General features: G+C 68.2%; 21 protein-coding genes. 10 read left to right on the forward strand and 11 right to left on the reverse strand.

Features of this window, described 5'->3' with window-relative positions:
• The first annotated feature begins 152 nt into the window (after positions 1-152).
• The 3 genes from KZX46_RS09995 to KZX46_RS10005 all read left to right on the forward strand — a co-directional run bounded on the left by KZX46_RS09995 (position 153) and on the right by KZX46_RS10005 (position 2,445).
• Positions 153-914, forward strand: coding sequence for a Crp/Fnr family transcriptional regulator (locus KZX46_RS09995; protein ID WP_219776454.1), 762 nt, complete (start codon positions 153-155; stop codon positions 912-914).
• A 103-nt stretch (positions 915-1,017) separates the two neighbouring features.
• Positions 1,018-1,662 carry a hypothetical protein gene (locus KZX46_RS10000; RefSeq protein ID WP_219776455.1) on the forward strand — a complete coding sequence of 215 codons (645 nt, stop codon included), beginning with the start codon at positions 1,018-1,020 and terminating at the stop codon, positions 1,660-1,662.
• Between the two features lie 60 nt (positions 1,663-1,722).
• Positions 1,723-2,445, forward strand: coding sequence for a class I SAM-dependent methyltransferase (locus KZX46_RS10005; protein WP_219776456.1), 723 nt, complete (start codon positions 1,723-1,725; stop codon positions 2,443-2,445).
• A gap of 583 nt (positions 2,446-3,028) precedes the next feature.
• Here the strand turns inward: KZX46_RS10005 and KZX46_RS10010 are convergent.
• The 6 genes from KZX46_RS10010 to scpA form a co-directional block, all read right to left on the reverse strand.
• The gene (locus KZX46_RS10010) at positions 3,029-3,925 is read right to left on the reverse strand and encodes a sterol desaturase family protein (RefSeq protein ID WP_219776457.1); all 897 of its coding nucleotides are present in this window, start codon (positions 3,923-3,925) and stop codon (positions 3,029-3,031) included.
• Positions 3,922-4,173 carry a hypothetical protein gene (locus KZX46_RS10015; protein WP_219776458.1) on the reverse strand — a complete coding sequence of 84 codons (252 nt, stop codon included), beginning with the start codon at positions 4,171-4,173 and terminating at the stop codon, positions 3,922-3,924. The genes KZX46_RS10010 and KZX46_RS10015 overlap by 4 nt, the downstream gene beginning before the upstream one ends.
• A complete protein-coding gene (locus tag KZX46_RS10020; RefSeq protein WP_219776459.1) occupies positions 4,170-4,595 on the reverse strand; it encodes a TIGR01244 family sulfur transferase in 426 nt (141 codons plus the stop codon). The genes KZX46_RS10015 and KZX46_RS10020 overlap by 4 nt, the downstream gene beginning before the upstream one ends.
• A 55-nt stretch (positions 4,596-4,650) precedes the next feature.
• Positions 4,651-4,992, reverse strand: coding sequence for a hypothetical protein (locus KZX46_RS10025; RefSeq protein ID WP_216709056.1), 342 nt, complete (start codon positions 4,990-4,992; stop codon positions 4,651-4,653).
• A complete protein-coding gene (locus KZX46_RS10030; protein ID WP_219776460.1) occupies positions 4,992-5,891 on the reverse strand; it encodes a pirin family protein in 900 nt (299 codons plus the stop codon). The genes KZX46_RS10025 and KZX46_RS10030 overlap by 1 nt, the downstream gene beginning before the upstream one ends.
• 157 nt (positions 5,892-6,048) lie before the next feature.
• Positions 6,049-8,190, reverse strand: a complete 2,142-nt coding sequence (scpA, locus tag KZX46_RS10035; RefSeq protein WP_219776461.1) for a methylmalonyl-CoA mutase — start codon at positions 8,188-8,190, stop codon at positions 6,049-6,051.
• 110 nt (positions 8,191-8,300) lie between these two features.
• Between scpA and KZX46_RS10040 the strand changes: the two genes are divergently transcribed.
• The 3 genes from KZX46_RS10040 to KZX46_RS10050 all read left to right on the forward strand — a co-directional run bounded on the left by KZX46_RS10040 (position 8,301) and on the right by KZX46_RS10050 (position 10,342).
• A complete protein-coding gene (locus KZX46_RS10040; RefSeq protein WP_216709061.1) occupies positions 8,301-8,645 on the forward strand; it encodes a hypothetical protein in 345 nt (114 codons plus the stop codon).
• Positions 8,646-8,756: 111 nt separating this feature from the next.
• Positions 8,757-9,863 carry a Gfo/Idh/MocA family protein gene (locus KZX46_RS10045; protein ID WP_219776462.1) on the forward strand — a complete coding sequence of 369 codons (1,107 nt, stop codon included), beginning with the start codon at positions 8,757-8,759 and terminating at the stop codon, positions 9,861-9,863.
• The gene (locus tag KZX46_RS10050; protein WP_219776463.1) at positions 9,860-10,342 is read left to right on the forward strand and encodes a cupin domain-containing protein; all 483 of its coding nucleotides are present in this window, start codon (positions 9,860-9,862) and stop codon (positions 10,340-10,342) included. Before KZX46_RS10045 ends, KZX46_RS10050 begins: the two co-directional genes overlap by 4 nt.
• Before the next feature lie 425 nt (positions 10,343-10,767).
• Here the strand turns inward: KZX46_RS10050 and KZX46_RS10055 are convergent, their stop codons facing one another.
• Positions 10,768-13,530, reverse strand: coding sequence for a [protein-PII] uridylyltransferase (locus tag KZX46_RS10055; protein ID WP_219776941.1), 2,763 nt, complete (start codon positions 13,528-13,530; stop codon positions 10,768-10,770).
• Between the two features lie 61 nt (positions 13,531-13,591).
• Here KZX46_RS10055 and KZX46_RS10060 point away from each other — a divergent pair, with 61 nt between their 5' ends.
• Both KZX46_RS10060 and KZX46_RS10065 read left to right on the forward strand, forming a co-directional pair.
• Positions 13,592-14,641, forward strand: a complete 1,050-nt coding sequence (locus KZX46_RS10060) for an aldo/keto reductase (protein ID WP_219776464.1) — start codon at positions 13,592-13,594, stop codon at positions 14,639-14,641.
• Positions 14,638-15,780, forward strand: coding sequence for an aspartyl/asparaginyl beta-hydroxylase domain-containing protein (locus KZX46_RS10065; RefSeq protein WP_219776465.1), 1,143 nt, complete (start codon positions 14,638-14,640; stop codon positions 15,778-15,780). The genes KZX46_RS10060 and KZX46_RS10065 overlap by 4 nt, the downstream gene beginning before the upstream one ends.
• A 22-nt stretch (positions 15,781-15,802) precedes the next feature.
• Here KZX46_RS10065 and KZX46_RS10070 read toward each other — a convergent pair whose 3' ends face one another.
• The 4 genes from KZX46_RS10070 to mutS all read right to left on the reverse strand — a co-directional run bounded on the left by KZX46_RS10070 (position 15,803) and on the right by mutS (position 21,634).
• Positions 15,803-17,128 carry a M56 family metallopeptidase gene (locus KZX46_RS10070; protein ID WP_219776466.1) on the reverse strand — a complete coding sequence of 442 codons (1,326 nt, stop codon included), beginning with the start codon at positions 17,126-17,128 and terminating at the stop codon, positions 15,803-15,805.
• A complete protein-coding gene (locus KZX46_RS10075) occupies positions 17,125-17,490 on the reverse strand; it encodes a BlaI/MecI/CopY family transcriptional regulator (protein WP_219776467.1) in 366 nt (121 codons plus the stop codon). Before KZX46_RS10075 ends, KZX46_RS10070 begins: the two co-directional genes overlap by 4 nt.
• A 73-nt stretch (positions 17,491-17,563) precedes the next feature.
• A complete protein-coding gene (locus tag KZX46_RS10080; protein WP_219776468.1) occupies positions 17,564-18,913 on the reverse strand; it encodes an APC family permease in 1,350 nt (449 codons plus the stop codon).
• 147 nt (positions 18,914-19,060) lie between these two features.
• Positions 19,061-21,634, reverse strand: a complete 2,574-nt coding sequence (gene mutS, locus KZX46_RS10085; RefSeq protein WP_226896211.1) for a DNA mismatch repair protein MutS — start codon at positions 21,632-21,634, stop codon at positions 19,061-19,063.
• A 79-nt stretch (positions 21,635-21,713) separates the two neighbouring features.
• Between mutS and KZX46_RS10090 the strand changes: the two genes are divergently transcribed.
• Both KZX46_RS10090 and KZX46_RS10095 read left to right on the forward strand, forming a co-directional pair.
• Entirely contained in the window at positions 21,714-23,972 is a 2,259-nt protein-coding gene (locus tag KZX46_RS10090) for an NADP-dependent malic enzyme (RefSeq protein ID WP_219776469.1), read from the forward strand.
• Positions 23,969-24,805: an alpha/beta hydrolase gene (locus tag KZX46_RS10095; protein ID WP_219776470.1), complete on the forward strand. Its 837-nt coding sequence runs from the start codon at positions 23,969-23,971 to the stop codon at positions 24,803-24,805. The genes KZX46_RS10090 and KZX46_RS10095 overlap by 4 nt, the downstream gene beginning before the upstream one ends.
• The last annotated feature ends 44 nt before the right edge of the window (positions 24,806-24,849 follow it).

The following is a 24,849-nucleotide window of genomic DNA, read 5'->3' on the forward strand; positions in this document are numbered from 1 at the left end:
TGAGGTCTGACGGCGGCATTCCGATCTGTTCGTTGCCGTACGTTGGTTTGTTGCGGAAGTGTTATAGAGGCTCCACCGCGTGAGAGTTCACTCGCCTGGCACCGGGCGAATCGATCGGCGACGATCGACCTTCGCCCCAAGGGGCGATGACAGTGAGTATTCCACCGGACCAGTCGCGCGTGCGGAATCTTTTGCTGCGGACGATGTCGCCAGGTGACTTTGCGTTGCTCGCGCCGCATCTGACGATAGTCGACCTCCCGGCGAAGAAGCCGTTGAGCGAGCCGAACGTGGACATCGCCACGAACTGGTTCTTCGAAACCGCGATTGCGTCGGTCGTGGCGATGTCGCCCGACGGTCATCAGAGTGAGTCGGGCTTTATCGGGCGATGCGGCTTCGTCGACATTGCGACCCTGCTCGGCAGCACGGCCGCGACGATTCAATGCTATATCCAGGTTGCCGGAACCGGCTTTTCGATCCCGACACTGGTCCTGCAGCAGGCGATCGCGGCCAGCCCGACGCTCAACCAATTGCTGTTGCGCTATGTCCAGGCGTTCATCGTCCAGGTCGCGCACACGGCCTTGTCCAACGCCGCACACAGCGTCGAGGAGCGGCTCGCGCGGTGGCTGCTGATGTGTTTCGACCGGATCGACGGCGACGAGGTCGCCCTGACCCACGAATTCCTGTCGTTGATGCTCAACGTCCGGCGTTCGGGCGTGACCGAGGCCTTGGCCTCGCTGTCGGGGGCCGGATTGATCGCGACGCGACGCGGCTTCGTCACGTTGCGCGACCTCGGCGGGCTGCGCGACCTCGCGTCGGACAGCTACGGCGCGCCGGAGGAGGCCTATGAGAAACTCATCGGTGCCACGCTGTCGCGCCCCGCAAAAGTCGCTGGCCGCCCAGCCGCCGATCTCTGATCGAGCTGCATCTGGCTTTTCCCGCGTGATCGGCGCGCATGCCAAGCTGTGATCGCGCATTTCCTGTGGCCCCGGCCCGTGTCGGTCCGCTACAACACCGCGCATGACCGAGACCCCCGAAGCCCGCACCCGTCGCCGCTGGATCACGATGGGGGAGATTATCGGGATCGCCGCGCTGGTGATCTCGGGGCTGAGCTATTGGGATGCGCATGAGGAGCGGGTCGCGCCGCCGAAGCCGCCCACCGCCGCGCCGGCGAAGGAAAAGCCGCTCGTCATGACCGGTACGCTGTCCGACGCCCACGACCGGATCGACCTCCACCCGGCGTCGGCCGACGACGTCATCCAGACCCAGACGATCCACTTCCCCACGAGCGTCCGCGCCGACGCGGTCGACACCACCGGCAACGCGCGGATCGAGGCGGCGTGGTTCGAAAGCGGGCTTCGCGCCGCGCTCAAGGGGACCAAGCTCCACGCCGGGCGGCACCGGCTCGCGGTCGGGATCGAGACGAGCTATGTCGCCGGCGACGCGACGCGGACCGACCGCGCGGTCTACGACATCGGCTATACACTCCACGAACGCCTGCTTCGCTCCGACGCGGTCGCGATCGAGGGCGTGTCGCTGGTCCGGCGCGCCGGGGACGACCTCCAGGCGGCGGTCGACGCGCGCTTTGCGGCGCAGCTGCCCAAGCCCGCGGCCGAGCCCGAACCCGAGGCAACGGCCGCCGAGGCGAAGCCAAAATCCGGTTGAGCCCTTCGCGGCGGCGTTACGATCGGGTATCGACAGGCGAAGAACTTGGGAGGTTTCGACATGCGCGCGACGACGTACCTAATTGCCGCCTTGTTGCTCGGCACAACTGCCGCGACGGCGCACCCCGAAATGGCGGTCAAGGACGCGCACCGTCCCGCCGCCGACGTCGCGCGCGACGCCGACCGCAAGCCGGTCGAGATGCTCGAGTTCGCGAAGGTCGACCACGGCAAGAAGGTCGTCGATTTCATCGCGGGCAAGGGCTATTTCACGCGGCTATTCGCGGTTGCGGTCAAGCCCGGCGGCAGCGTCGTCGCGATCATTCCGAAACAGGTCGCCGACCGTGACCCCGCGACCGTCGCCAACATGCAGTCGATCGTCGCCGAGCCCGCCTATGGCGACGTGACGATGGTCGCGGGTTTGCTCGACCCGGCGGTGCAGGGCGCCGATGTCGTCTGGACCGCACAGAATTATCACGACCTCCACAACGCCCCGCCCGAGATCGTCGCCGGGGCGAACAAGGCGGTGTTCGCCGCGCTCAAGCCGGGCGGCTATTATGTCATCATCGACCACGCCGCCGCTGCCGGGGCGGCCCCCGACGTGACCAAGACGCTCCACCGGATCGACCCCGCGGTGGTCAAGGCCGAGGTCATTGCCGCCGGCTTCGTCCTCGACGGCGAGAGCAAGGCGCTGGTCAACCCGGCCGACGATCACATGAAGGCGGTGTTCGATCCGTCGATCCGTGGACATACCGACCAGTTCACACTGCGCTTCCGCAAGCCGTAGGGGCGAAGCGACCGGGGTGCTGTTACCCAGCGTCCCGGTCTCGGTCGCCGAACGGCCGGCTGTCCTACAGGGCAGGGGATCGGCTATGATCGCGGCGTCGAGTCGGCGTGTATTTTGCCGCGACACGCTCTTTCTCATTGCTGGATACTCGCCGAGAAACTGGCCGCGCCGTAATGCCCACGACGTGTGGACTTCGTGGACATTCACGCGGGAAGGGCGGACGTTTCCGCAAAAAAGCTGGTCGTTATGTGGACTTGTGTAACCTTCCGAACCGCGAGAGTTGCGTCGGTCGTCCCGAGACGGCTGCATTTACAACTCGTCATCCCCGCGTAGGCGGGGACCCATCACCCCAACTGTTCGTGGTGATGGGTCCCCGCCTTCGCGGGGATGACGACCTCGCTCTCGAGCGCGTAAACTTCCGCTTGGTCGACCTGCGAAAGGCGCCGCCATCGTGTGGACTTCGTGGATTTCGGCTCGCGGGGGTCGGCGACGAATACCGCGAAAACCCGGTCGTTGCGTGGACTTATGTAACCTTTGACGCGGAAAGAGCCAAGCCGGTTAAGTCCGCGGCCCGTCCCGCTGCTTACTCCGCCGGCGCACTCCGTGCTTCCCAAGCGGCGCGGATCGTATCGGCGGTGCTGCCTTCGCCGGTCTCGGTCCAGCCCGGCGGCCCGGCGACCGTCATCCACCGCCCGCGCCACGTCTTCGCCGCGCGCAGGTCGCGGGCGATCGCGATCCATTCGTGGGTTGCCGTCCGCAGCGGGTTGAAGGTGGCGATGTTGTGGACGAGGCCGTAGCGGACCGGCTCGTCGTCGTGCTCGGCCTCGAAGGTGCCGAACATCCGGTCCCAGACGATGAACACCCCGGCATAGTTACGGTCGAGGTAGCGCGGGTTGCTGCCATGGTGCACGCGGTGATGCGACGGCGAGTTGAGGACGTACTCGAGCCCGAACGGCAGCCGTCGGACCGACTCGGTATGGACCCAGAACTGGTAGATCAGGTTGATTGCGGCGACGAACAGGACGAGCCGGACGTCGAAACCGATCAGCAGCAGCGGCAGGCGGAAGGCGAAGCTGAGCGATAGGAAGCCGGTCCACGTCTGCCGCAGCGCCGTCGTCAGGTTATAATGCTGGCTCGAATGATGGATGACGTGGCTCGCCCAGAACCAGCGGACGCGGTGCGCGCTGCGGTGGAAGGCGTAATAGAGCAGGTCGTCGAGGACGAAGCACAACACCCCCGCCCACCATGTCACGGGAATCGCGAATAGGTGCCAATGGCTTGCGGCGGTGTAGGTCGCGACGATCGTCGCGCCGAAGACGACCGCCGCCATCGTGCTGCCGAGCCCCATCGTCAGCGATGTGAAGGTGTCGCGCCAGTCATAGTCGCCGCGCGCGCCGAAACGGATCGCGAGCATCTCGATCAGGACCAGCACGATGAATGCCGGGGTCGCCATCTCGATCGGGTCGGGCCAGTGGCTCATCGTTCGACCTCGACCACCCAGCGGTCGCCGTGGCCGCGAACCCGCGCGGTCCGGCCGTCGCTGCCGCGGACGAGGGCGCTGCGGCCATTGTCGTCGATCGCGGCATCGACTCCGCGGAAGCCGGGCATCTGCGCCTCGGCGATGCGGCGCGCCTCGGCGGCATCGGTCAGCAGCGGGTTGCGCGCGAAGCCGATCGCCCGGGCGAACATGACCAGCGTCAGGATGCCGAGGATCGAGACGAAGATCATGCGCCGGACAGGCTGACCAGCGTCGCGCGGAGGCCCGAGACGTCGTAACGCCCGCTCGCTGCGGCGGCGATGATCGCGTCGGGGTTGCCGCCGCGCTTGGCCTCGGCGAGCGCCCACAGGTTCGCCGATCGCGTTCCCGAGCGGCAGAAGGCGAGGACCGGGCCGGCGGAGGCATCGAGCGCCGCCGCCATCGCCGCGACCTGCCCCATGTCGAAGCCGCGGTGGTCGACCGGGATCGCGGTGTAGCCGAGCCCTGCCGCCGTCGCCGCGGCGTGCATCTCGGCCGATGCGGGCTGGCCGTACTCCTCGCCGTCGGGGCGATTGTTGACGACGTGGGTGAACCCCGCGGCGGCAGCGGCGGCGAGGTCGTCGGGGGCGATCTGCCCGGCGACGGAGACAGCTTCGGTGAGGCGGATGAACATGAGACGTCTTTTAGCGCCCCGGCGAAGGCGGCGCTATGGGTCGTCGGCGCGCGGCCTATGTCCGTCCGCGCGATGGTTCGACCTGGATCCGGCGTTCGAGCATGTCGTGATGGACCGCGCGTTCGTCGCAGTGGAGGAGCAGCGCGCGCGCCGCCGCCGGGATATGCGCGAGCGTCGTATCGGGGCCGATGAAGCGCTCGATCGCCTCGATCGTGTCGAATGCCATGACGGTGGTGAACTCGACCGCGTCACCATCATCCCGGCGGAGGACGTCGATCTGGAGGAAGCCGGCGATGCAACGGTGCTCGATGCCGGGGATCACCTCGGTCAACAGGAGGTGCTGGTACGCGGCGGCGTTCGCCGGGGTCGTCCAGCCGTGCCAGACTCGTGCGATCATCAGCTGGTTGCTCCGCCTTGGGCGACCGCGGCGGGACTGCCGGGCAGCGGGATGAACTCGTCGTCGCCGGGGACGGTCGGGAAGCGGCCGGCGCGCCAGTCGGCCTTCGCCTGCTCGATCCGGTCCTGCGAGGCGCTGACGAAGTTCCACTCGATGTGGCGCGGGGCATCGAGCTTTGCGCCGCCGAGGAGCATCGCCCGGGTCGGTTCGAGCGCGGTCCACGCAACCTCGCCGCCGGGCGCGAGGACGACCATCGCCCCGGCGTCGTAGCGGGTGCCGTCGAAGTTGATCGCGCCCGAGACAATATAGACCGCGCGCTCTTCATGCTCGGCGGGAAGGGCGACCGACGCGCCGGCCTCGGCATCGATGTCGATGTAGAACATTGGGGAAAGCGCGGCGACGGGGGAGGCGGCGTGGAACGCGGTTCCGGCGATCAGCGTCCGTTTCGCGCCGCCGAAGACGACCGTCGGCAGCGTCGCCGCCGGGTGGTGGGCGAAGGCGGGAGCGTCCTCGGCATGGTCGCTCGGCAGCGCGACCCACGACTGGATGCCGTGCATCCGCTGGCCGCTGGCGCGTGCGGCGGCGGGGGTCCGCTCGCTATGGGTGATGCCGCAGCCGGCGGTCATCCAGTTGACTGCGCCGGGCTCGACGTCGACGACGGTGCCGAGGCTGTCGCGGTGGCCGATCGCGCCGTCGAACAGATACGTCACCGTCGCCAGCCCGATATGCGGATGCGGCCGGACGTCCATCCCGGTGCCGGGGGCAAAGACCGCCGGACCGAGGTGGTCGAAGAAGACGAACGGCCCGACGTTGCGCAAAGCCGCCTGCGGCAGGACGCGGCTGACACTGAACCCGCCGAGATCGCGGGTATTGCCGTGGAGGACTTGGGTGACGGTCATGCGGACACCGTGTTGTTGCGGAACCAGTCGGCGAGATCGTCCTCGGGCAGGATCACAGCCGCCGCGTTGCCGACCGCCATGATCTTGAGTGCCGGCATCTTACGCTCCGTTTCCCTGAGAGTAATACCATACGGGCGATCCGTGCGTAAGCGAGCCGCTACTCCGCCGCCTCGTCCAGCCCCTCCGGCGGCAAATTATGCCCGAGCAGGCGCAGCAGCTCCGCCGCGCTCGCGACGATGTTCGTCCCCGGGCCGAAGATCGCGGCGGTGCCGGCGGCGCGGAGGAAGTCGTAGTCCTGCGCCGGGATGACACCCCCGGCGATGACGCGGATGTCGCCGCGGCCGGCGCCTTTCAACGCGGCGATGAGTTCGGGGATCAGGCTCTTGTGTCCGGCGGCGAGGCTCGATGCGCCGACGATGTCGACATCCTCGGCGACCGCGAGCGCGGCGGCTTCGGTCGGGGTCTGGAACAACGGCCCCATCGTCACTTCGAAGCCGAGGTCGGCGAAGGCGCTCGCGACGACCTTCGCCCCGCGGTCGTGGCCGTCCTGCCCCATCTTGGCGATCATCACCCGCGGGCGGCGGCCCTTGCGCTGTTCGAACGCGGCGATGCCGTCCTGGACGCGACGGTAGCCGGGGTCGCCGCCGTACGCCGCGCCATAGACGCCGCTGACCATGCGGACGACGGCGGCGTGGCGCCCGAAGACGTCCTCCATCGCGCTGCTGATCTCGCCGAGCGTACACCGTGCCCGCGCCGCCTCGACCGCGAGCGCGAGGAGGTTGCCGTCGCCGCCGGCGCCGTCGCGGATCGCGTCGAGCGCGGCCTCGGCACGGACGGGATCGCGGGTCGCGCGGACGTGGGCGAGGAGCGCGATCTGGCCTTCGCGAACGCTGTCCGAATCGACGTCGAGAATGTCGATCGCGTCGTCGGTCGCGGGGGCATATTTATTGACCCCGACGACCACCGTCTCGCCGCGATCGACGCGCGACTGGGCGGCGGCGGCGGCCTCCTCGATCTGGAGCTTGGGGTAGCCGCTGGCGACGGCAACGGTCATGCCGCCCATCTTCTCGATGTCCTCGATCATCGCCCACGCCTTGTCGGCGAGTTCGGCGGTCAGCGCCTCGACGTAATACGACCCGCCGAGGGGGTCGACGACGCGAGTGATGCCGGTCTCCTCGGCAAGCACCAGCTGGGTGTTGCGCGCGATCCGGGCAGAGAAGTCGGTCGGCAGCGCGATTGCCTCGTCGAGCGCATTGGTGTGGAGCGACTGGGTGCCGCCGAACACCGCCGCCATCGCCTCGACGGTGGTGCGGATGACGTTGTTGTATGGATCGCGCTCGGTCAGCGAGACGCCGCTCGTCTGGCAATGCGTCCGCAGCATCAGCGACTTCGGGTCCTTCGCCCCGAAGTTCGTCATGATCTTCGACCACATGGTCCGCGCAGCGCGCAGCTTCGCGACCTCCATGAAGAAGTTCATGCCGATGGCGAAGAAGAAGCTCAGCCGCGGGGCGAAGGCATCGACGTCGAGCCCGCGGGCCTGCGCCGCGCGGACATATTCCATCCCGTCGGCGAGGGTGAAGGCGAGCTCCTGGAGCTGCGTCGCCCCGGCTTCCTGCATGTGATAGCCCGAGATCGAGATCGAATTGAACCGCGGCATGGTCGCCGCCGTATAGGCGATGATGTCGGCGACGATCCGCATCGACGGCGCGGGCGGGTAGACATAGGTGTTGCGGACCATGAACTCCTTGAGGACGTCGTTCTGGATCGTCCCCTCGAGCAGTTCCGGCGCGACGCCCTGCTCCTCCGCCGCGACGATGAAGAAGGCGAGGCACGGGATCACCGCGCCGTTCATCGTCATCGACACGCTCATCTTGTCGAGCGGGATGCCGTCGAACAGGATTTTCATGTCCTCGACGCTGTCGATTGCGACCCCGGCCTTGCCGACGTCGCCCGACACGCGCGGGTGATCGCTGTCGTAGCCGCGGTGCGTCGCAAGATCGAACGCGACCGACAGGCCCTTTTGTCCGGCGGCGAGGTTGCGGCGGTAGAACGCGTTCGACGCCTTGGCAGTCGAGAAACCCGCGTATTGGCGGATCGTCCACGGCCGCCCGGCGTACATCGTCGCCTTGACCCCGCGGGTGTATGGCGCGAACCCCGGCAGGCCGGGGTCGATGCCGGCGACGTCGTCGGCAGTGTAGAGCGGCTTGACGGTGATGCCCTCGGGCGTCGGCCAGTCGAGGTCGCGCCCCTTGACCTCCTTCGCCGCCAGCTTCGCCCAATCGTCGATCGAACCCGTCATACCGTGCCTCCGACGCCTCATTACACAAGGGTTATGCGAAAACCGAAGCGTTATCGCTTGACCATCCGTTCGGTACGCGTTCAGACTGATATAACGTCACAGGGGTATGTGTGAGCGAAGTTCGCGATCTCGACACGATGCAGCCGGCGCTGCGAGCGCTGCGCTACCCGGTGCTGCGAACGTACCTCGACGACGCACATCCGCTGGTCGACACCCCCGAGATGGCCGCAGGGCGCGCGCTGTTGATGACCGGGTGGGAACGGCTGCTGCGCGGCACGATCGAATGCGTCGACGTCCACCTGCGCAACGGCTGGATCATTCCCGACATTATCGAACTCCGCGTCCGCGGCCCGATGGCCGAGGCGTCGACGGTGTACGGCGCATGGAATCATGCCTTTGTGCTCGACGAAGTGGCGATGGTCCGCTGCGTCGATTTCGGGCGGTTCCGCGACTAAGCTTCGCGCTCCGGTCGACCGAATTCATACATTATTGCGAGAATTGACGCCGATTGACCGTCGGCGGAATGCGCGCATAGTCGGCGCATAAAGCGAAATCGGGGGGAAGGCATGGATCTGGGACGACGCGACCTGCTGCTGTCGGCTGCGGCGGTGGTTGCCGGATCGAGCACCGTCGCGCGTGCGGCAACCGACCGCCCATTGGGCTACGCGATCGTCGGGCTCGGGACGTACGGCCTCGGCGTGATCATTCCGCAGTTCGCCAATTGCACGCATTCGAGGCTGGCTGCCGTCGTCAGCGGCGATGCGGCCAAGGCCAAGCGCGTGGCCGCCGAGCACGGGCTGCCCGACCGATCGGTCTATTCGTATGCGACCTTCGATTCGATCCGCGACAACCCCGACGTCGACATCGTCTATGTCTGCCTGCCGAACTCGATGCACGTCGAATACACCGTCCGGGCGGCGCGCGCGGGCAAGCACGTGATGTGCGAGAAGCCGATGGCGGTGTCGGTCGCCGAGTGCGAGACGATGATCGCGGCGTGCAAGGCGGCAGGACGCAAGCTGATGATCGGCTACCGCTGTCACTTCGAGCCGTTCAACCTCGAGGCGATGCGGCTGGCGCGGACCGGTGCCGCCGGCAAGATCCGCTACGTTCGCTCCGAACACGGCTTCGTCCAGCGCGACCCGTCGGTGTGGCGGCTCAAGCGCGCGCTCGCCGGGGGCGGTTCGCTGATGGACATGGGCATCTACAGCCTGCAGGCGGCGCGCTACATGACCGGCGAGGAGCCGGTCGCGGTGACGGCGCGCGAGTCGACCGACCGTCGCGACCCGCGCTTCACCGAGGTCGAGGACATCATCGAGTGGACGCTCGAATTCCCGTCGGGCGCGATCGCCGGTTGCCAGTCGATGTATAGCGCCAACCAGAACCACGTCCTGTTGATGGGCGACCAGGGACGGATCGAGCTCGAGCCGGCGACCCGCTACGACGGCAACCACATGTGGCTCGGCAAGGATGGCCGCGAGCGCGAGATCATGCCGCCGCCGGGTTCGGGAAAGACCCAGTTCGCCGGTCAACTCGATCATCTCGCGCAGTGCGTCCGCTCGGGCGCTGAACCGATCGTGTCGGGAGAGGAAGGCCTGCGCGACATGCGGATCATCGCGGCAATCTATCGCTCGGCACGCGAGGGGCGGACGATCCGGCTGGACGGTCGCGCATGATACGCTGGCTCGGTGCAGGCCTTCTCGCGGCGTTCGCGCTGGCCCCAGAAGCGTCGGCGCAAACCCCCGCCGATCCGGCGGGATTTGCGGCCGCGGCCGACGTCACCGCGCAGGTCGCGGAAATGACGCGGGCAATGACGCCGGGGCAGGGGTTTGCCTGGAAGCCTTTGCTGAGCAGCGGCGCGACGGTGGCGGCGATCGAGATCTGGCGAAAGCCAGGGCGACCGGCGGTCCATCCCGATCAGGCGGAGTATGCGACCGTCATCGCCGGTGCCGGCACGCTCGTCTCGGGCGGAACGCTCGAGCAGCCGGTCACGGTCAAGCCCGACCTGATCGAGGGTTCGCGGATCGTCGGCGGCACCACGCGTCCGCTCGCGCCCGGAGACGTCATTCTCATCCCGGCGGGCGTCCCGCACTGGTTCGGCATCACCGGCGACCGGCTGGTCCTGCTCGGAACCAAGCTCGCAGCGAAACCCTGACGCGAGACCGCCATCGACGAGGCGTCGGGGCCGTAGAGTCCATAGCGCCGGGTCGACAGCCCGGGTTCGATCGAGTCCCATCGCCGACAAATTTCGCGCTGTCCTACACTCGGGCATTGCGCCTAGCGTCGCCGCTATCGAGTCGCCACCGGGCGGTGGGGCGCACTCTTTCTCATTGTCAGGCGATTTGGAAATTCAGCCGGGAAGAGAGCGCAAAAACACACGCTTTTGTGTGAACTTATTTTGAACTTAGCATCGGGTTGCCGCGGGACCGGGGTTGGCGTGATAAGCTCGATTCCAACACGGTGTCATCCCGCCGAGATGACATTTTATCTATCTTTTCAGGCTCTTGACGCGCGGCAGTCGATGGAGCGCTTGGGCGATGGCCAGCCTAGCGCCCTATCTGGAACGGCTTGGTCAGCCCCTCACTCCGCCGCGATCATCGCCGGCGCAGTGTCACCCGACGCCAGTTCGAGCAACCGCTTCTCCAGCGTCTTGAGCCGTGCTGCATTGTCGATCTTCTCGCCGGTCAGATCGGTCAAATAGAACACGTCGACCGCGCGTTCGCCGTAGGTCGCGATGTGCGCCGACTGGATTGCCAGCCGCGCCGAGAACAGCGCATGCGTCAGCGACCACAAAAGCGCCGGGCGGTCGAGCGCGTTGACTTCGAGCACGGTGTAGCGGTTCGACGCGCGATTATCGATCAAGACGTTCGGCTCGACGCGGAACGCCTCGGCGCGGCGGCGGGCGAGGGGGCGGGCGGCCAGGCGGTCGGCGAGGCGGATCTTGCCGAGCAGCACGTCCTCGATCGAGCGCTTGAGCCGCGCAAGCTGCTCGGGCTCGGCGAACGGCCGCCCCAACGGGTCGGCGACGACGAAGTTGTCGAGTGCCTGGCCGTCGCGGGTGGTGTGGATCCGCGCGTCGAGGATGTTCGCCCCACCGAGCGAAATTGCCCCGGCGATGCGGTAGAACAGCCCGGGATGGTCGGCGGCATAGACGGTGACGAGCGTCGTCCCCATCGCGGCGTCGACCTCCATCGCAATCGACAGCGGGGCCTTGGCGGCGTCTGACCGTTCGACGAGGCAGGCGTTGCGGAACAGGACTTCGGGCGATTCAGCGACCCAGTACGGGTCGGCATGGCGCTTGGCGTACGCGGCGAACTCGGCGGCAGGCCATTCGAGCTCCTTCGCCAGCGCCGCCTGCTTTGCCGCGATGCGTTCGGCGCGGCCGTTCTGCTTGTGGCCGAGGCGGAGGACCTCCTCGGCGGCGTCGTAGAGGTCGCGGAGGAGCTGGCCCTTCCAGTTGTTCCAGACGTTCGGCCCGACCGCGCGAATATCGACGACGGTCAGGATGAGCAGCAGCCTCAGGCGCTCGGGCGAGGCGACGATGTCGGTAAAGTCGACGATCGTCTTATAGTCCGACAGGTCGCGCTTGAACGCGGTCGACGACATCAGCAGGTGGTAGCGGACGAGCCACGCCACCGTCTCTGTCTCGGCGGGCGACAGTCCGAGCCGCGGGCACAGATGCAACGCGATGTCGGCGCCGAGCTCGCTGTGGTCGCCGCCACGCCCCTTGGCGATATCGTGGAGCATGACCGCGACGTACAGGACGCGGCGCGAGACAAGCTGGCGGATGACCTTGACCGACTGCGGATGGTCGGCCTGGAGCTCGCCGTTCTCGATCTTCGCGACGAGCCCGATCGCGCGGATGGTGTGCTCGTCGACGGTATAGTGGTGGTACATGTCGTACTGCATCTGCGCGACGACACGCCCGAAGTCGGGAATGAAGCGCCCAAAGACTCCCGCTTCGCTCATCCAGCGGAGCGTCGTCTCGGGGTCGATGTGGCTGGTCAGCACGTCCATGAACAGCGCGTTGGCGCGCGGATCGCGGCGGATCTTCTCGGTGATCAGCCCGGCGTCGCGCCCGGCCTGGCGCATCGCCAGCGGGTAGATTTCAAGACCCGCGCTGTTCGCCAGCGCGAACATCTCGATCAACCGGACCGGGTCGTCGCGGAAGAAGGTATCGTTCGGCACCCCGATCCGCCCCGACCGCGTGGTGAAGCCGTTCAGCTTGCGCGGCCGCCGGACGAGCTTGGGGAACCACGCGCCCTTGCCGAAGCTGTCGTTGAGGTGTGCGAGGAACAGCCCGGTCAGGTCGCCGACCTGCCGCGCGACGAGGAAATAGTGGCGCATGAAGCGCTCGATCGACGACATGCCGGCGCGCTCGGTATAGCGCAGCCGGGTGCTCAGCTCGCGCTGGACGTCGAAAGTCAGGCGCTCCTCGGCGCGACCGGCGATGTCGTGGAGATTGCACCGCACCGCCCACAGGAAATTCTCGGCCTTGAGGAACTGGCGCAGCTCGGTCGCGGTCAGCAGCCCCTTGCCGACGAGCTCGGCGACCGACTGGACCTGATACGCGTATTTGCCGATCCAGAAGAGCGTATGGAGATCGCGCAGGCCCCCCTTGCCCTCCTTCAAATTGGGCTCGACGACGTAGCGGCTGTCGCCCATGCGGTGATGCCGCGCATCGCGCTCGGCGAGCTTGTCGGCGATGAAGGCGCGCGCGGTGCCGGTGACGATCTCTTTTTTGAAGCGCGCCGCCGCCTCGTCGTACAGCGGCTGGTCGCCCCAGACGTAGCGCGCCTCGAGCAGCGCGGTGCGGATCGTCAGGTCGGACTTGGCCATGCGGATCATGTCGTCGAGCGACCGCGTCGAGTGGCCGACCTTCATGCCGAGATCCCACAGCAGGTAGAGGATCGTCTCGATCACCTGCTCGCCCCACCCGGTCTGCTTCCACGGCGTCAGGAACATGATGTCGACGTCGGAGAAGGGCGCCATCTCGCCGCGCCCGTAGCCGCCGACCGCGATCAGCGTCAGCCGTTCGGCGGCGGTCGGGTTCGGCTTGGGATAAAGCGCGGTCGTGGTGAAGTCGAAGATCAGCCGCAGCAGCTGGTCGGTCAGGAACGCCCCCGATGCCGCACTGTCGAGCCCGCGCGAAGGGTGTTCGTGGAGGCGGCGGCGGATCTCGGCACGGCCCTCGGCGAGCGCGGCCTTGAGGATCGCAGCGGCGGCGTCGCGGCGCGCCTCGCTCGCCCGCCCGGCTTCGGCGGCGGCGGCAAGGGCGTCGCCCACGACACGTCGATCGATGATCGCGCGCCGGTTCGTGAGCTGGTCGAAGCGGGGTGACATGCAGCGCAGATAGGGGCAAACCGCACGCAACGCCACATCGGCGCGCGCGGAGTTCCCGATCATGCGATATAATCCCCTTGGCCGGACCGGCCTGTTCGTGTCCGAACTCGCGCTCGGGACGATGACCTTCGGCGGGACCGAGGGGATGTGGAAAAACATGGGCGGGCTCGGCCAGAGCGATGCCGATGCGATGGTCAAAACCGCGATCGATTCGGGCATCAACTTCATCGACACCGCCGACGTCTATGCGAACGGCAAGTCGGAGGAGATCACCGGCGCGGCGCTCAAGAACCTCGGCATCCGGCGCGAGGAGATCGTCGTCGCGACCAAGGCGTTCGGCCAGATGACCGGCAACCCGAACGGGCGCGGGACGTCGCGCTATCACCTGATGAATGCGGTCGACGCGAGCCTGAAGCGCCTCGGCCTCTATCACATCGACCTGTACCAGATCCACGGCTTCGACGCCGCGACGCCGATCGAGGAACAGCTTCGCGGCCTCGACGCGATCGTCGCCTCGGGCCGCGTCCGCTATGTCGGCGTGTCGAACTGGGCGGCGTGGCAGGTGATGAAGGCGTTGGGGCTGAGCGAGCGGCACGGCCTTGCGCGCTTCGCCTCGCTCCAAGCGTTCTACACGCTTGCGACCCGCGATCTCGAACGCGAGATCGTGCCGCTGCTCAAGGCCGAGGGCGTCGGGCTAATGGTCTGGTCGCCGCTCGCCGGGGGGTTGTTGTCGGGCAAATACCGCGACGGCGCGCCGGAAGACGGGCGGCTCAAGGGCGACGGCCCGGGCCTGCCGGTGCCGAAGGCGCGCGCAGATGCGGTGATCGATGCGATGCGGCCGATCGCCGAGGCGCATGGGGCGAGCGTGGCGCAGGTCGCGATCGCGTGGCTGCTCCACCAGCCGGTCGTCACGAGCGTCATCGTCGGCGCCAAACGGCCCGACCAGCTCAGCGACAACATTGGCGCGTGCACGATCGTGCTGACCCCCGATGATCTCGCCGCGCTCGGCACGGCGAGTGCGCTGCCGCCCGAATATCCCGGCTGGATGACCGCCAACCAAGGCGCGTTCCGCCGCGGCCAGCTCAATCCGCCGCCGCGGGGTGCCGAATGACCGACCTCGCCGCCGCCGCCGGGCAGGGGGTCGCCGCGCTGAGCCGGGGTGACGCCACGGCCGCCCGCACCGCCTTCGAAACCGTCGTCGCTGCCGGGCGCGCGACGCCGCAACTGTGGCTGCTGCTCGCACAGGCGAACTTCCAGCTCGACGACCGCAAGCAGGCCCACGCCGCGCTCGACGAGCTCCTCGCGGTCGACCGCGCCAACCTCGACGGCATGGTCATGCGCGGCGAACTCCTCGACCGCCACGGCGAGACCCGCGCCGCGACATCATGGTTCGAAGCGGCACTGCGGACGGCGGACGGTGTCGCCGGGCTGGCCCCGGTGACGATCGCCGCGCTCGACCGGGCGAAGGCCGCGTGCGCCGCTGCCTCGGCGAAGTTCGACGCGCACCTCCGGTCCGAACTCGCCGCATCGGGAGTCGATGCGGCGACGGTCCACCCGCGCTTTGCCGAGGCGATGGCGATCACCACCGGCGTCGCGGCGCCGTATCCGCAGGCCCCGACGAGCTTTTACTATCCGCGCCTTGCCGCGATCCCGTTCCACGATCCGGCGGACTTCCCCTGGGTGGCGGCGATCGCGGCGCAGGCCCCGGCGATGCGCGCCGAGGTCGAGGCGGTGATCGCCGCGCAGTCGGGTCTCGCGCCGTACGTCGAAGCGCCCGAGAACCGCCCGTCGAAGGAGCATTCGCTGCTCGGCGACGCACGGTGGAGCGCGTACCATCTGTGGAAGAACGGCGAGCCCGTCGCCGCGCACCACGCCGCGTGCCCACGCACCGTCGCCGCGGTCGAAACCGCGCCGATCCCGCACATCCCGGGTCGCGGGCCGATGGCGTTGTTCTCGATCCTTGCGGGCGGCACCCACATCCCGGCGCACAACGGGATGCTCAACACCCGGCTGATCGTCCACATCCCGCTGATCGTCCCCCCCGGCTGCCGCCTTCGTGTCGGCAACGAGGTCCGCACCGTCGAGGCGGGGGTGCCGCTGATCTTCGACGACTCGATCGAGCATGAGGCGTGGAACGATAGCGACGAGCCCCGCGCGATCCTGCTGTTCGAGGTGTGGCGGCCCGAGTTGACGGCGGGCGAGCGCGCGGCGCTGACGGCGATGTTCGGCGCGGTCAGCAGTTACGGCTGACCGCACCGACACAGCGGGATGATCAGCCCGCCTTGGCGAGCGTGCCCTCGACCTCGTGGATCGACCGGTCGACTGCGGCGAGCGCGAGTGTCCGCTCGGTCTCGGGGAACGCCGCCGACGCCGGCTGCGTCGCGATCGAGGCGCGCATCGTCTTGAGGCTGGCGAGGCCCTCGCCGAGCGTCGTCCGGACCGACGCCGGCGCAGCGTTCGCGCACATGATCGAATAGGTCGTGTTGCCGTTGACGCCCTTGAGCACCATCGCCTGCGGCTTGGCGGCGGGCTTGAGGTCGCAGCCGCCTGCCGGGTCGAAGTCGGACGGCAGCGTCGCGCCGCCGGGCAAAGGCGCGCCCGCCGCGACAAGTTTGCCGCCGACGATCAAGGCATAGCCGCCCGCGCCGTCGGGCTTGACCCCGATCGTCACCGCCTGGCGGCCCGTTGCGGGCGCGCCGGTTGCCGAGACCGTCGCGGTCAGCGCGGCTGCGGCGAGGAGGGCGACCGCGCTCCCGCCGAGGATCACACGGCCTTTGGGTGAGGGGCGTTGCTTGAGCATGACGAGTCTTCCTTTCAGGTTGGAGCGGGCGGTGAGGTTGCAGACCGACAGGGTGCCCAGCCCGGCCGCCTTGGCGAGTACCCGGGCATAGGCCGGGCGGGCGCTGGCATCGCAGCGCGCGAGGACGTGCGCGTCGACGGCGAATTCCTGATCGTCGCGAAAGGCGCGGATGGCGACCCAAGCGACCGGGTTCCACCAGTGCAGTGCCAAGACAGCGAGCGCCGCCCAGTTCGCGACCAGATCGCCGCGGGCGTGGTGGGCACATTCATGTGCGAGGGCGAGGTTCTGCTCGCGCGGATCGAAGCGCGTGGTGAAGTCGAGCGGCACGGCGATGGTGCGGTGGACCACTCCAAACGCGAGCGGGCCATCGACGGCGCTCGCGACAATGCGGACCGAGCCGCGCTCACCGACGTCGACCGCCGACGCGAGCAGGGTGCGACGGAAGCGCAAATAGCGGACGAGATAATATCCGAACACGACGACCGCGCCGATGGCCCACGCCGCCAGCAACAGCGTCGCGGCCTGCCAGCCGCTCGATGGGTCGCGCCACAAGCCTGCGCCATGCGCGCCGACGAACAGGATCGACAGCTTGGCGCTGCCAGTCGCGACAGGGATCGCCGCGAACAGGCCGGCAGGCAGCGGCGGGACGATCATCCGGAGCAGCGGGAGCAGCCAGAGCGCGTAAGCGAGCCGCGGCCCGATCACGCGGCGAACTCCGCCACGGACGGCGAGGACCGCGATCATCAGCACGGTCGACCCAAGCAACGCGCCGCCCGCCCAGTCGGCGACCGCACTCACGCCTTGATCTCCTTGAGCAGCGCCTCGATCTCGGCGATGTCCTCGGCGCTCAGCGCGTTGCGCTCGGCGAGGTGCGCGACGAGCGGGGTCAGCTTGCCGCCGAACAGCCGATCGATCAGCCGCCGCGATTCGACCGCGACATAATCGGCCTGTTGGACGAGCGGGCGATAGAGGTAGCGCCGCCCGTCGGCCTCGTGCGCGATCGTCTGCTTGGCAACTAGCCGCGCGAGGAGCGTCTTGACGGTGTTGACCGACCAGCCGCGCTCGGGAACGCGCCCGGCAACCTCGTGCGCGGTCAGCGGGCTCTGCTCCCACAGCACCGACATGACGGCATATTCGGCATCGCTGATACGTTCGGCCACGACTCGGCTCCTGTCGACTACAGACGTAGTTATCACGTCTACGCTTGTAGTCAACGGCCTGTCGGTGCGCGAGCTAAGACCCCGCGAACATCCGCCGTCCCGAATAGAGGCCCAGCGCGATCGCCACCGCCGCGGCGAGCCCGAACAGCTCGACCGGCTTCGCCTGGACCGCGATCGTCACCATCGCCAGTACGCCGATCGCCGCCGCGACCGGGATCACCCCGCGCCGTCCGCCACTGCCGCCGACCCCGCGCGCATCGAGCCGCCACGCCGCGCTGCACGCCATCGAATACAGGAATGTGCTCGCCAGCCCTGACAGGATCGCCAGCGCCTCGAAGGTGCCGCTAACCGCGAGGATGCAGACGAGGACGGTGTGGACGACGATCGCCATGACCGGAACGTGGCTCTTCGCGCCGACCGTGCCGAGGAAGGCGGGGAGCAGCTTGTCGCGGGCAAAGGCGAACAGGACGCGCGGTGCGCCAAGCAGGTCCGATCCGATCCAGATCAGCATCGACGCGCCCGCGCCCGCCAGCAAAACGATGCCGAGTTCGGGGCGGACGGTGGCGATCGCGCTCGCCAGCGGCGTCGCCGAATGCGCGAGTGCGGCGCCAAGTAGGCCCTGCGCGACGACCTGCACCGCGATGTACAGCAGCAGGACGAAGCTCATCGCCAGCACGATCGCGCGCGGCACGTTGCGGCGCGGGTCGGCGACCTCGCCCGACGCGCTGAGCGGGGTCTCCATCCCGGAGAAGGCGAACAGCGCGAAGATGACGGCACGGCCGAAGCCGCCGCCCAGCCCATCCCCGCTCGCTGCGACCCCGGCGTGGAGCTTCACGGGGTCGATGAACCAGACGCCGACGCCGACGAACAGCGCGAGCGGGACGAGCTTGACCAGCGTCGTGACGGTGATGAAGCGCGCGGCGAAGCCGACCCCGCGCAGGTTGACCAGCGCGAGGACCGCCATCACCCCGCAGATCAGCGCCGCGCGGGGCAGGCCGCTCGCCAGCGCCGGGACCGCCGTTCCGCAGATTGCCGCGAATGCCGCCGCGATGCCGCCGCACGACAAGACGCTCGATAGCCAGATGCCGACGAAGCCGGTGACGAACCCCGCGCGCTTGCCGAACGCCGCCTCGACGGTGCCGTAGATGCCCCCCGAGGTCGGCACGCGCCGCCCGGCATCGGCGGTGCACCAGACCACCGCGCCCATCGCGATCGCGCAGACGAGGAAGGCGAGTGGCGCGCGCGGTCCGATGTTGAGCGCCATCACCGCGGGCAGGGTGAACACCCCCGCACCGACGACGCCGTTGACGATCGCGGCAGTGAACGCGGCGAGGCCGACCCCGCGGATCAACCCGCGATCGCGCATGACTTCGCCGGGGGGTACGATGCCGCCCGGACCTTGAACGCCGATCGTCGTGTCCATCCGTGTGCGCCCTCGCCGTTGCCCGGCACCAAGGTGCGGGAAGGGGCGGGCGGTGGCAAGCCGTGTCCGGGGGGCGTCAGTGCGGCGGTGCGGATCGGACGACGTGCGGGCGTGTGCGGGCCGGGTGCGCGTGTGCCGAGCCGCGGCTCAGGCGAGCCCCTTCAGTTCGTAAAGCAGGTCGAGCGCCTCCCGTGGCGACAGCAAATCGGGGCTGATCGACCCCAATCGCACCCTCAGATCATCGGCCTTCGGCGCCGGCGGTGCGGCAGCGAACAGCGGCAGGTCGGACAGGTCGGCAGCAAGCCCCCCGGTCCGCGCTTTTCCGGCTTCGAGCCGCGCCAAAACCTCCTTCGCCCGGGCGATGACCGGGGCCGGCAGCCCGGCAAGCTTGGCCACCGCGAGCCCATAGCTGCGGTCGGCGGCACCGCTCGCGACCTCGTGGAGGAAGACCAATTCGCCGTTCCATTCGCGGACCTTGACGGTGACGAGTGCGAGCGCGTCGAGGCGTGCGCTGAGCGTCGTAAGCTCATGATAATGCGTCGCGAACAGGCAGCGGCAGCGCAAGGCATCGTGGACCGCCTCGAGCACCGCCCACGCGATCGCCAGCCCGTCGTAGGTCGAGGTGCCGCGACCGACTTCATCGAGAATGACGAGGCTACGGTTGGTCGCGGTCGACAGGATCGCGGCGGTCTCGACCATCTCGACCATGAAGGTCGACCGCCCCTGCGCGAGATTGTCCGACGCTCCGACACGACTGAACAGCCGGTCGACGACCCCGATATGTGCCGACGCCGCGGGCACGAACGACCCCGCCTGGGCGAGGACCGCGATCAGCGCGTTCTGGCGGAGGAAGGTCGACTTGCCCGCCATGTTCGGACCCGTGACGAGCCATAAGCGATTGATTTCGCCCAAGTCACAGTCGTTCGCGACATAGGTCTGCCGCGCCGCCCGCGTCGCCGCCTCGACCACTGGATGCCGCCCCGCCGCGACGTCGAAGGCGCAACTGTCGTCGACGCTCGGTCGCGCCCAATTCTCACGCACTGCCAGTTCGGCGAGCCCGCTGGCAACGTCGATCCGGGCCAGCGCCGATGCCGTCGCCGCGATCTCACGCGAATGACCCAGCACCGTCTCACGCAACGTCGCGAAATGCGCCGCCTCCGCCGCGAGCGCATGATCCCCCGCCTGCGCGATCCTCGTCGCGAGGCCGTGGAGTTCGGTCGAACCGAAGCGGACCGTCCCGGCGAGCGTCTGGCGGTGGGTGAAGCCGGGGTTAGCCAGCAGCGGATCGGCGTTCCGCGCCGCGACTTCGATGTGATAGCCGAGGACACCGTTGTGCCGGATTTTGAGCGCGGCGACCCCGGTCTCGCTCCGCAGCCGAGTTTCGAGCGCCGCGACCAGCCGCCGCCCGTCACTCGCCGCCGCGCGCAACTCGTCGAGCGCGGCGTCGAAACCGGGGGCGATGAACCCGCCATGCGCCATGTCGAGCGGCGGTTCGGCGACGAGCGCCGCGCGCAACGCCTCGATCGTGCTGCCGTGCGCCCCGATCCGGCCGAGCGTCGCGGTCAGCAGCGGCGGAATGTCGATCGATTGTGCCGAGCCGAGGGCTTCTTTGAGCGCCAGCGCGATCGTCAGCCCGTCGCGGATCGCCGCGAGGTCTCGCGGCGATCCGCGATCGAGCGCAAGCCGCGACAGTGCGCGTTCGAGATCGGCACCCGCCTTGAGCGCGTCGCGCGTCCGCCCCCGGACGATCGGCAACCCGACGAACCACGCAACGAAATCAAGCCGTTCACCGATCGCGGCGGCGTCGGTCAACGGCCCGGCAAGGTCGTCGGCGAGCATCCGCGCGCCCGCGCCAGTCACCGTCAGGTCGATCGCGTCGAGCAGGCTCCCGGCCCGCGCGCCGACGACGCTGCGGCTGATCTCGAGACTGCTCCGCGTCGCTGCGTCGATCGCCATCACGCCTGCCTGCGGCGACGGCACCGGCGGCGTCAGCAGCGGCAGTGTCCCCGCCCCGGCCGTCTCGAGATACGCGAGCAACGCCCCCGCCGCTGCAACTTCCTCACGCGCAAAGCTGCCGAAGCCATCGAGCGTCGCGACACCAAATCGGTCGCACAGTCGCTTGTTCGCGGCCCGCGACTCGAACTCGGCGATGGGGCGCAATGTCGCCTCGCCGCTCCACCCCTCAGGAGCCACGACCTCAGCCGGGGCGATCCGCGCGAGTTCGGCATCAAGCCCATCCACCGCAGTCGTCAGCGTCCGGAAAATGCCGGTCGAGACATCGCACCACGCAATGCCGACCGCTCCCGCCACCGGGGCGACCGCGGCGAGATAGTTGCTCCGCCGCGCATCGAGCAGCGTGTCCTCGGTCAGCGTGCCGGGCGTCACCACCCGGACGATCGCCCGCGCGACGACGCTCTTAGCACCGCGCTTCTTCGCCTCGGCGGGGGGCTCGATCTGCTCGGCGATCGCGACGCGATGCCCGGCGCGGATCAGCCGCATCAGGTACGCCTCGGCCGCGTGCACCGGCACGCCGCACATCGGAATGTCCTGCCCGAGGTGCTGCCCGCGCTTGGTCAGCGCGATGTCGAGCGTCGCCGCCGCCTTCGCCGCATCGTCGAAGAATAGCTCATAAAAGTCGCCCATGCGGAAGAACAACAGGCAGCCTGCCGCCTGCGCCTTGATGCTCAGATATTGCGCCATCATCGGCGAGGCTTCGCTCATCGGACTGCTCCTAGCCGATGACTGCTTGCCCGTCACGGACCCGCGCCTATAGGGTCTGTCGGAGTAAAGGGAATTGACGATGTCCGAAGAAACCACCGGTCCGTCGTTCGACCGCGAGGCCCTGCTGTTCCACTCGGCCGGGCGGCCCGGCAAGATCGAGATCATCGCGTCGAAGCCGATGGCGACGCAGCGCGACCTGTCGCTGGCGTATTCGCCCGGGGTCGCGATCCCGGTGCTGGCGATCGCCGCGGATCCCGACACCGCGTACGATTATACGATCAAGGGCAACCTCGTCGCGGTGATCTCGAACGGCACCGCGATCCTTGGCCTCGGCAACCTCGGCGCGCTCGCGTCGAAGCCGGTGATGGAGGGCAAGGCGGTGCTGTTCAAGCGCTTCGCCGACATCGATTCGATCGATCTTGAACTCAAGACCGAGGACGTCGAGCGCTTCATCGACGCCGTCGAGCTGATGGAGCCGAGCTTCGGCGGTATCAATCTCGAGGACATCAAGGCCCCCGAGTGCTTCATCATCGAGACGACGCTCAAGGAGCGGATGAACATCCCGGTGTTCCACGATGACCAGCACGGCACCGCGATCATCGCCGCCGCCGGGTTAATCAACGCGCTTCACCTCACCGGCCGCAAGCCCGAAGACATCAAGATGGTGGTCAACGGCGCGGGCGCTTCGGCGATCGCATGCACCGAGCTGATCAAGCTGCTCGGCGTGACAAACGTGATCATGTGCGACACCAAGGGTGTCATCTTCCAGGGTCGCACGACCGGCATGAACCAGTGGAAGTCGGCGCACGCCGCGGTCACCGACGCCCGGACGCTGAGCGAAGCGATGGTTGGCGCCGACCTCGCGTTGGGTCTGAGCCAGAAGGGTGCGTTCAGCCGCGAGATGGTCGCGTCGATGGCCCCCAATCCGATCATTTTCGCGATGGCCAACCCCGATCCCGAGATCACGCCGGAGGAGGTTGCCGCAGTCCGCTCCGATGCGATCGTCGCCACCGGGCGGTCGGATTATCCGAACCAGATCAACAATGTCCTGTGCTTCCCGTACCTGTTCCGCGGCGCGCTTGACGTTCGCGCAACGTCGATCAACGAGGAAATGAAGCTCGCGGCGGCGCACGCGCTCGCCAACCTCGCGCGCGAGCAGGTGCCCGACGAGGTCGCGGCGGCGTACGGCGGCAAGGCGCGCAACTTCGGCCCCGACTATATCATCCCGGCACCGTTCGACCCGCGGCTGATCGAGAACATCCCGGTCGCGGTGGCGAAGGCGGCGATGGCGAGCGGGATCGCCAAGAAGCCGTTCTTCGACGAGGCCGCGTACCGCCTCGAACTGCGCTCACGCCTCAACCCGACGAACGCCGTCCTCGCAGGCAGCTTTGAGGCGGCACGCAGCCACCCCAAGCGCGTCGTCTTCGCCGAGGGCGAGCAGGAAGTCGTGCTGCGCGCGGCGGTCAGCTTCCGCACCAATGGCTATGGGACACCCATCCTGATCGGGCGCGATGAGCCGGTCCGTGCCGGGCTGGCGCGGATCGGTGCCGATCCCGACGACTTCGAAATCCACAACAGCGCCAGCTCGACACTCGTGCCGCGGATGGTCGAGATGCTCTACGCCCGCCAGCAGCGCCGCGGGCACCTGCTCCGCGACGTCCAGCGGATGGTCAACCACGAGCGCAACATCTTCGGGGCGCTGATGCTGGCGATGGGCGAGGCCGACGCCATGGTTACTGGCGTCACCCGCAATTTCGCCGAGACCTTCCGCCAGCTGCGCTCGGTGCTCGACCCGGCGGAGGGACATACCCCGTTCGGCATCCACATGTACGTCGGGCGGTCGGAGACGATCTTCATCGCCGACACCACGGTCCACGAACGCCCGACCGCTGAGCAGCTCGCCGATATCGCCGAACAAACCGCCGCCGTCGCCCGGCGGCTGGGGCAGGAGCCGCGCGTTGCATTCCTCAGTTACTCGAACTTCGGCAATCCGCCGGGCGAGTTCCTCAAGCACACCCGCGACGCGATCAAGCTGCTCGATTCGCGGCAGGTCGGCTTCCAGTATGAAGGCGAGATGTCGCCCGACGTCGCGCTGAATCCGCGGATGGCGAGCCGCTATCCGTTCTCGCGGCTGTCGGAGCCGGCCAACATCCTGATCATGCCGGGCCTCCAGTCGGCGAACATCTCCGCCAAGCTGTTGAAGGAGCTCGGCGGCGGGCGGATGATCGGACCGCTCCTCGTCGGCATGTCGCATGCGGTGCAGATCGCGCCGATGATCAGCGGGGCGAGCGAGCTTGTGACGATGGCGGTGCTCGCCGCGTCCGGCGTGGTGCAGTGACGCCGGTCTTTTTCGTTCATGGCATGTGGAGCACGCCGTCGGTGTTCGACCGGCTTCGCGCCCGGCTCGCGGTAACCGGGCGCCCGACCTACGCTCCGGCGCTGCCGTTCCACGACCGCGCGCCCGACCTCGCGCCGCCGCCCGAACTCGGCACGATAACCGTCGAGGATTATATCGCCTTCCTCGTTGCCGAAATCGCGCTGCTCCCCGAGCCGCCGGTGATCGCCGGACATTCGATGGGTGGTTTTCTCGCGCAGGCGGTCGCGGCGCGGGTTGGCGCGCCGGGGCTGATCCTGTTCTCGCCCGCCGCGACGGCGTCGACCAACGTCCCGGCGATTTCCCCGATCCGGACGATGATGGAGGTCATCATCAAGCCGAAGTGGTGGGAGCGGCCGACGAAGATTGATGCCGACCATGCGCGCTGGGGGATCTACAACGAGGTGCCGGCACCGATCGCCGATGCCGAGATCGCCGCGCTCGTCTGGGATTCGGGACGCGTGCTGTTCGAGATGGCGCTGCCGTTCCTCGCTCGGACCGGCTCGACCCAGGTCGACCACACCCGGCTGATGATGCCCGCGCTCATCGTCACCGGCGACCGCGACCGCATCACCCCATCCGCGATCGCCCGGGCGACCGCGCGCCGGATCGCCGGGCCGATCGACTATCACGAGCTCCCCGGCGCGAGCCACTGGCTGTGGTGGGGCGCGGTCGAGGAGCGGGTCGGCGATATCGTCGAGGATTGGCTCGCACTCAATTTCCCGCCAGCGTTGGTCCCGAACACGTCGATCGGGCGCGATCCCAGCACAGGTTTCGATGATTTTCCCGGCACCTGACCGCTTTCGGCGCGTTGGAACATCGGTCCTTATTCAAGCGAGTT

It is taken from the genome of Polymorphobacter sp. PAMC 29334 (assembly GCF_019431245.1).
GTDB classification, from domain to species: domain Bacteria; phylum Pseudomonadota; class Alphaproteobacteria; order Sphingomonadales; family Sphingomonadaceae; genus Polymorphobacter_B; species Polymorphobacter_B megasporae.

Coding starts and splice junctions, on each gene's coding strand:
- KZX46_RS10000 (WP_219776455.1), top strand. CDS start 1,018: ATGACCGAGACCCCCGAAGCCCGCACCCGTCGCCGCTGGATCACGATG.
- KZX46_RS10005 (WP_219776456.1), top strand. CDS start 1,723: ATGCGCGCGACGACGTACCTAATTGCCGCCTTGTTGCTCGGCACAACT.
- KZX46_RS10010 (WP_219776457.1), bottom strand. CDS start 3,925: ATGAGCCACTGGCCCGACCCGATCGAGATGGCGACCCCGGCATTCATC.
- KZX46_RS10015 (WP_219776458.1), bottom strand. CDS start 4,173: ATGATCTTCGTCTCGATCCTCGGCATCCTGACGCTGGTCATGTTCGCC.
- KZX46_RS10020 (WP_219776459.1), bottom strand. CDS start 4,595: ATGTTCATCCGCCTCACCGAAGCTGTCTCCGTCGCCGGGCAGATCGCC.
- KZX46_RS10025 (WP_216709056.1), bottom strand. CDS start 4,992: ATGATCGCACGAGTCTGGCACGGCTGGACGACCCCGGCGAACGCCGCC.
- KZX46_RS10030 (WP_219776460.1), bottom strand. CDS start 5,891: ATGACCGTCACCCAAGTCCTCCACGGCAATACCCGCGATCTCGGCGGG.
- scpA (WP_219776461.1), bottom strand. CDS start 8,190: ATGACGGGTTCGATCGACGATTGGGCGAAGCTGGCGGCGAAGGAGGTC.
- KZX46_RS10045 (WP_219776462.1), top strand. CDS start 8,757: ATGGATCTGGGACGACGCGACCTGCTGCTGTCGGCTGCGGCGGTGGTT.
- KZX46_RS10050 (WP_219776463.1), top strand. CDS start 9,860: ATGATACGCTGGCTCGGTGCAGGCCTTCTCGCGGCGTTCGCGCTGGCC.
- KZX46_RS10055 (WP_219776941.1), bottom strand. CDS start 13,530: ATGTCACCCCGCTTCGACCAGCTCACGAACCGGCGCGCGATCATCGAT.
- KZX46_RS10060 (WP_219776464.1), top strand. CDS start 13,592: ATGCGATATAATCCCCTTGGCCGGACCGGCCTGTTCGTGTCCGAACTC.
- KZX46_RS10065 (WP_219776465.1), top strand. CDS start 14,638: ATGACCGACCTCGCCGCCGCCGCCGGGCAGGGGGTCGCCGCGCTGAGC.
- KZX46_RS10080 (WP_219776468.1), bottom strand. CDS start 18,913: ATGGACACGACGATCGGCGTTCAAGGTCCGGGCGGCATCGTACCCCCC.
- mutS (WP_226896211.1), bottom strand. CDS start 21,634: ATGAGCGAAGCCTCGCCGATGATGGCGCAATATCTGAGCATCAAGGCG.
- KZX46_RS10090 (WP_219776469.1), top strand. CDS start 21,714: ATGTCCGAAGAAACCACCGGTCCGTCGTTCGACCGCGAGGCCCTGCTG.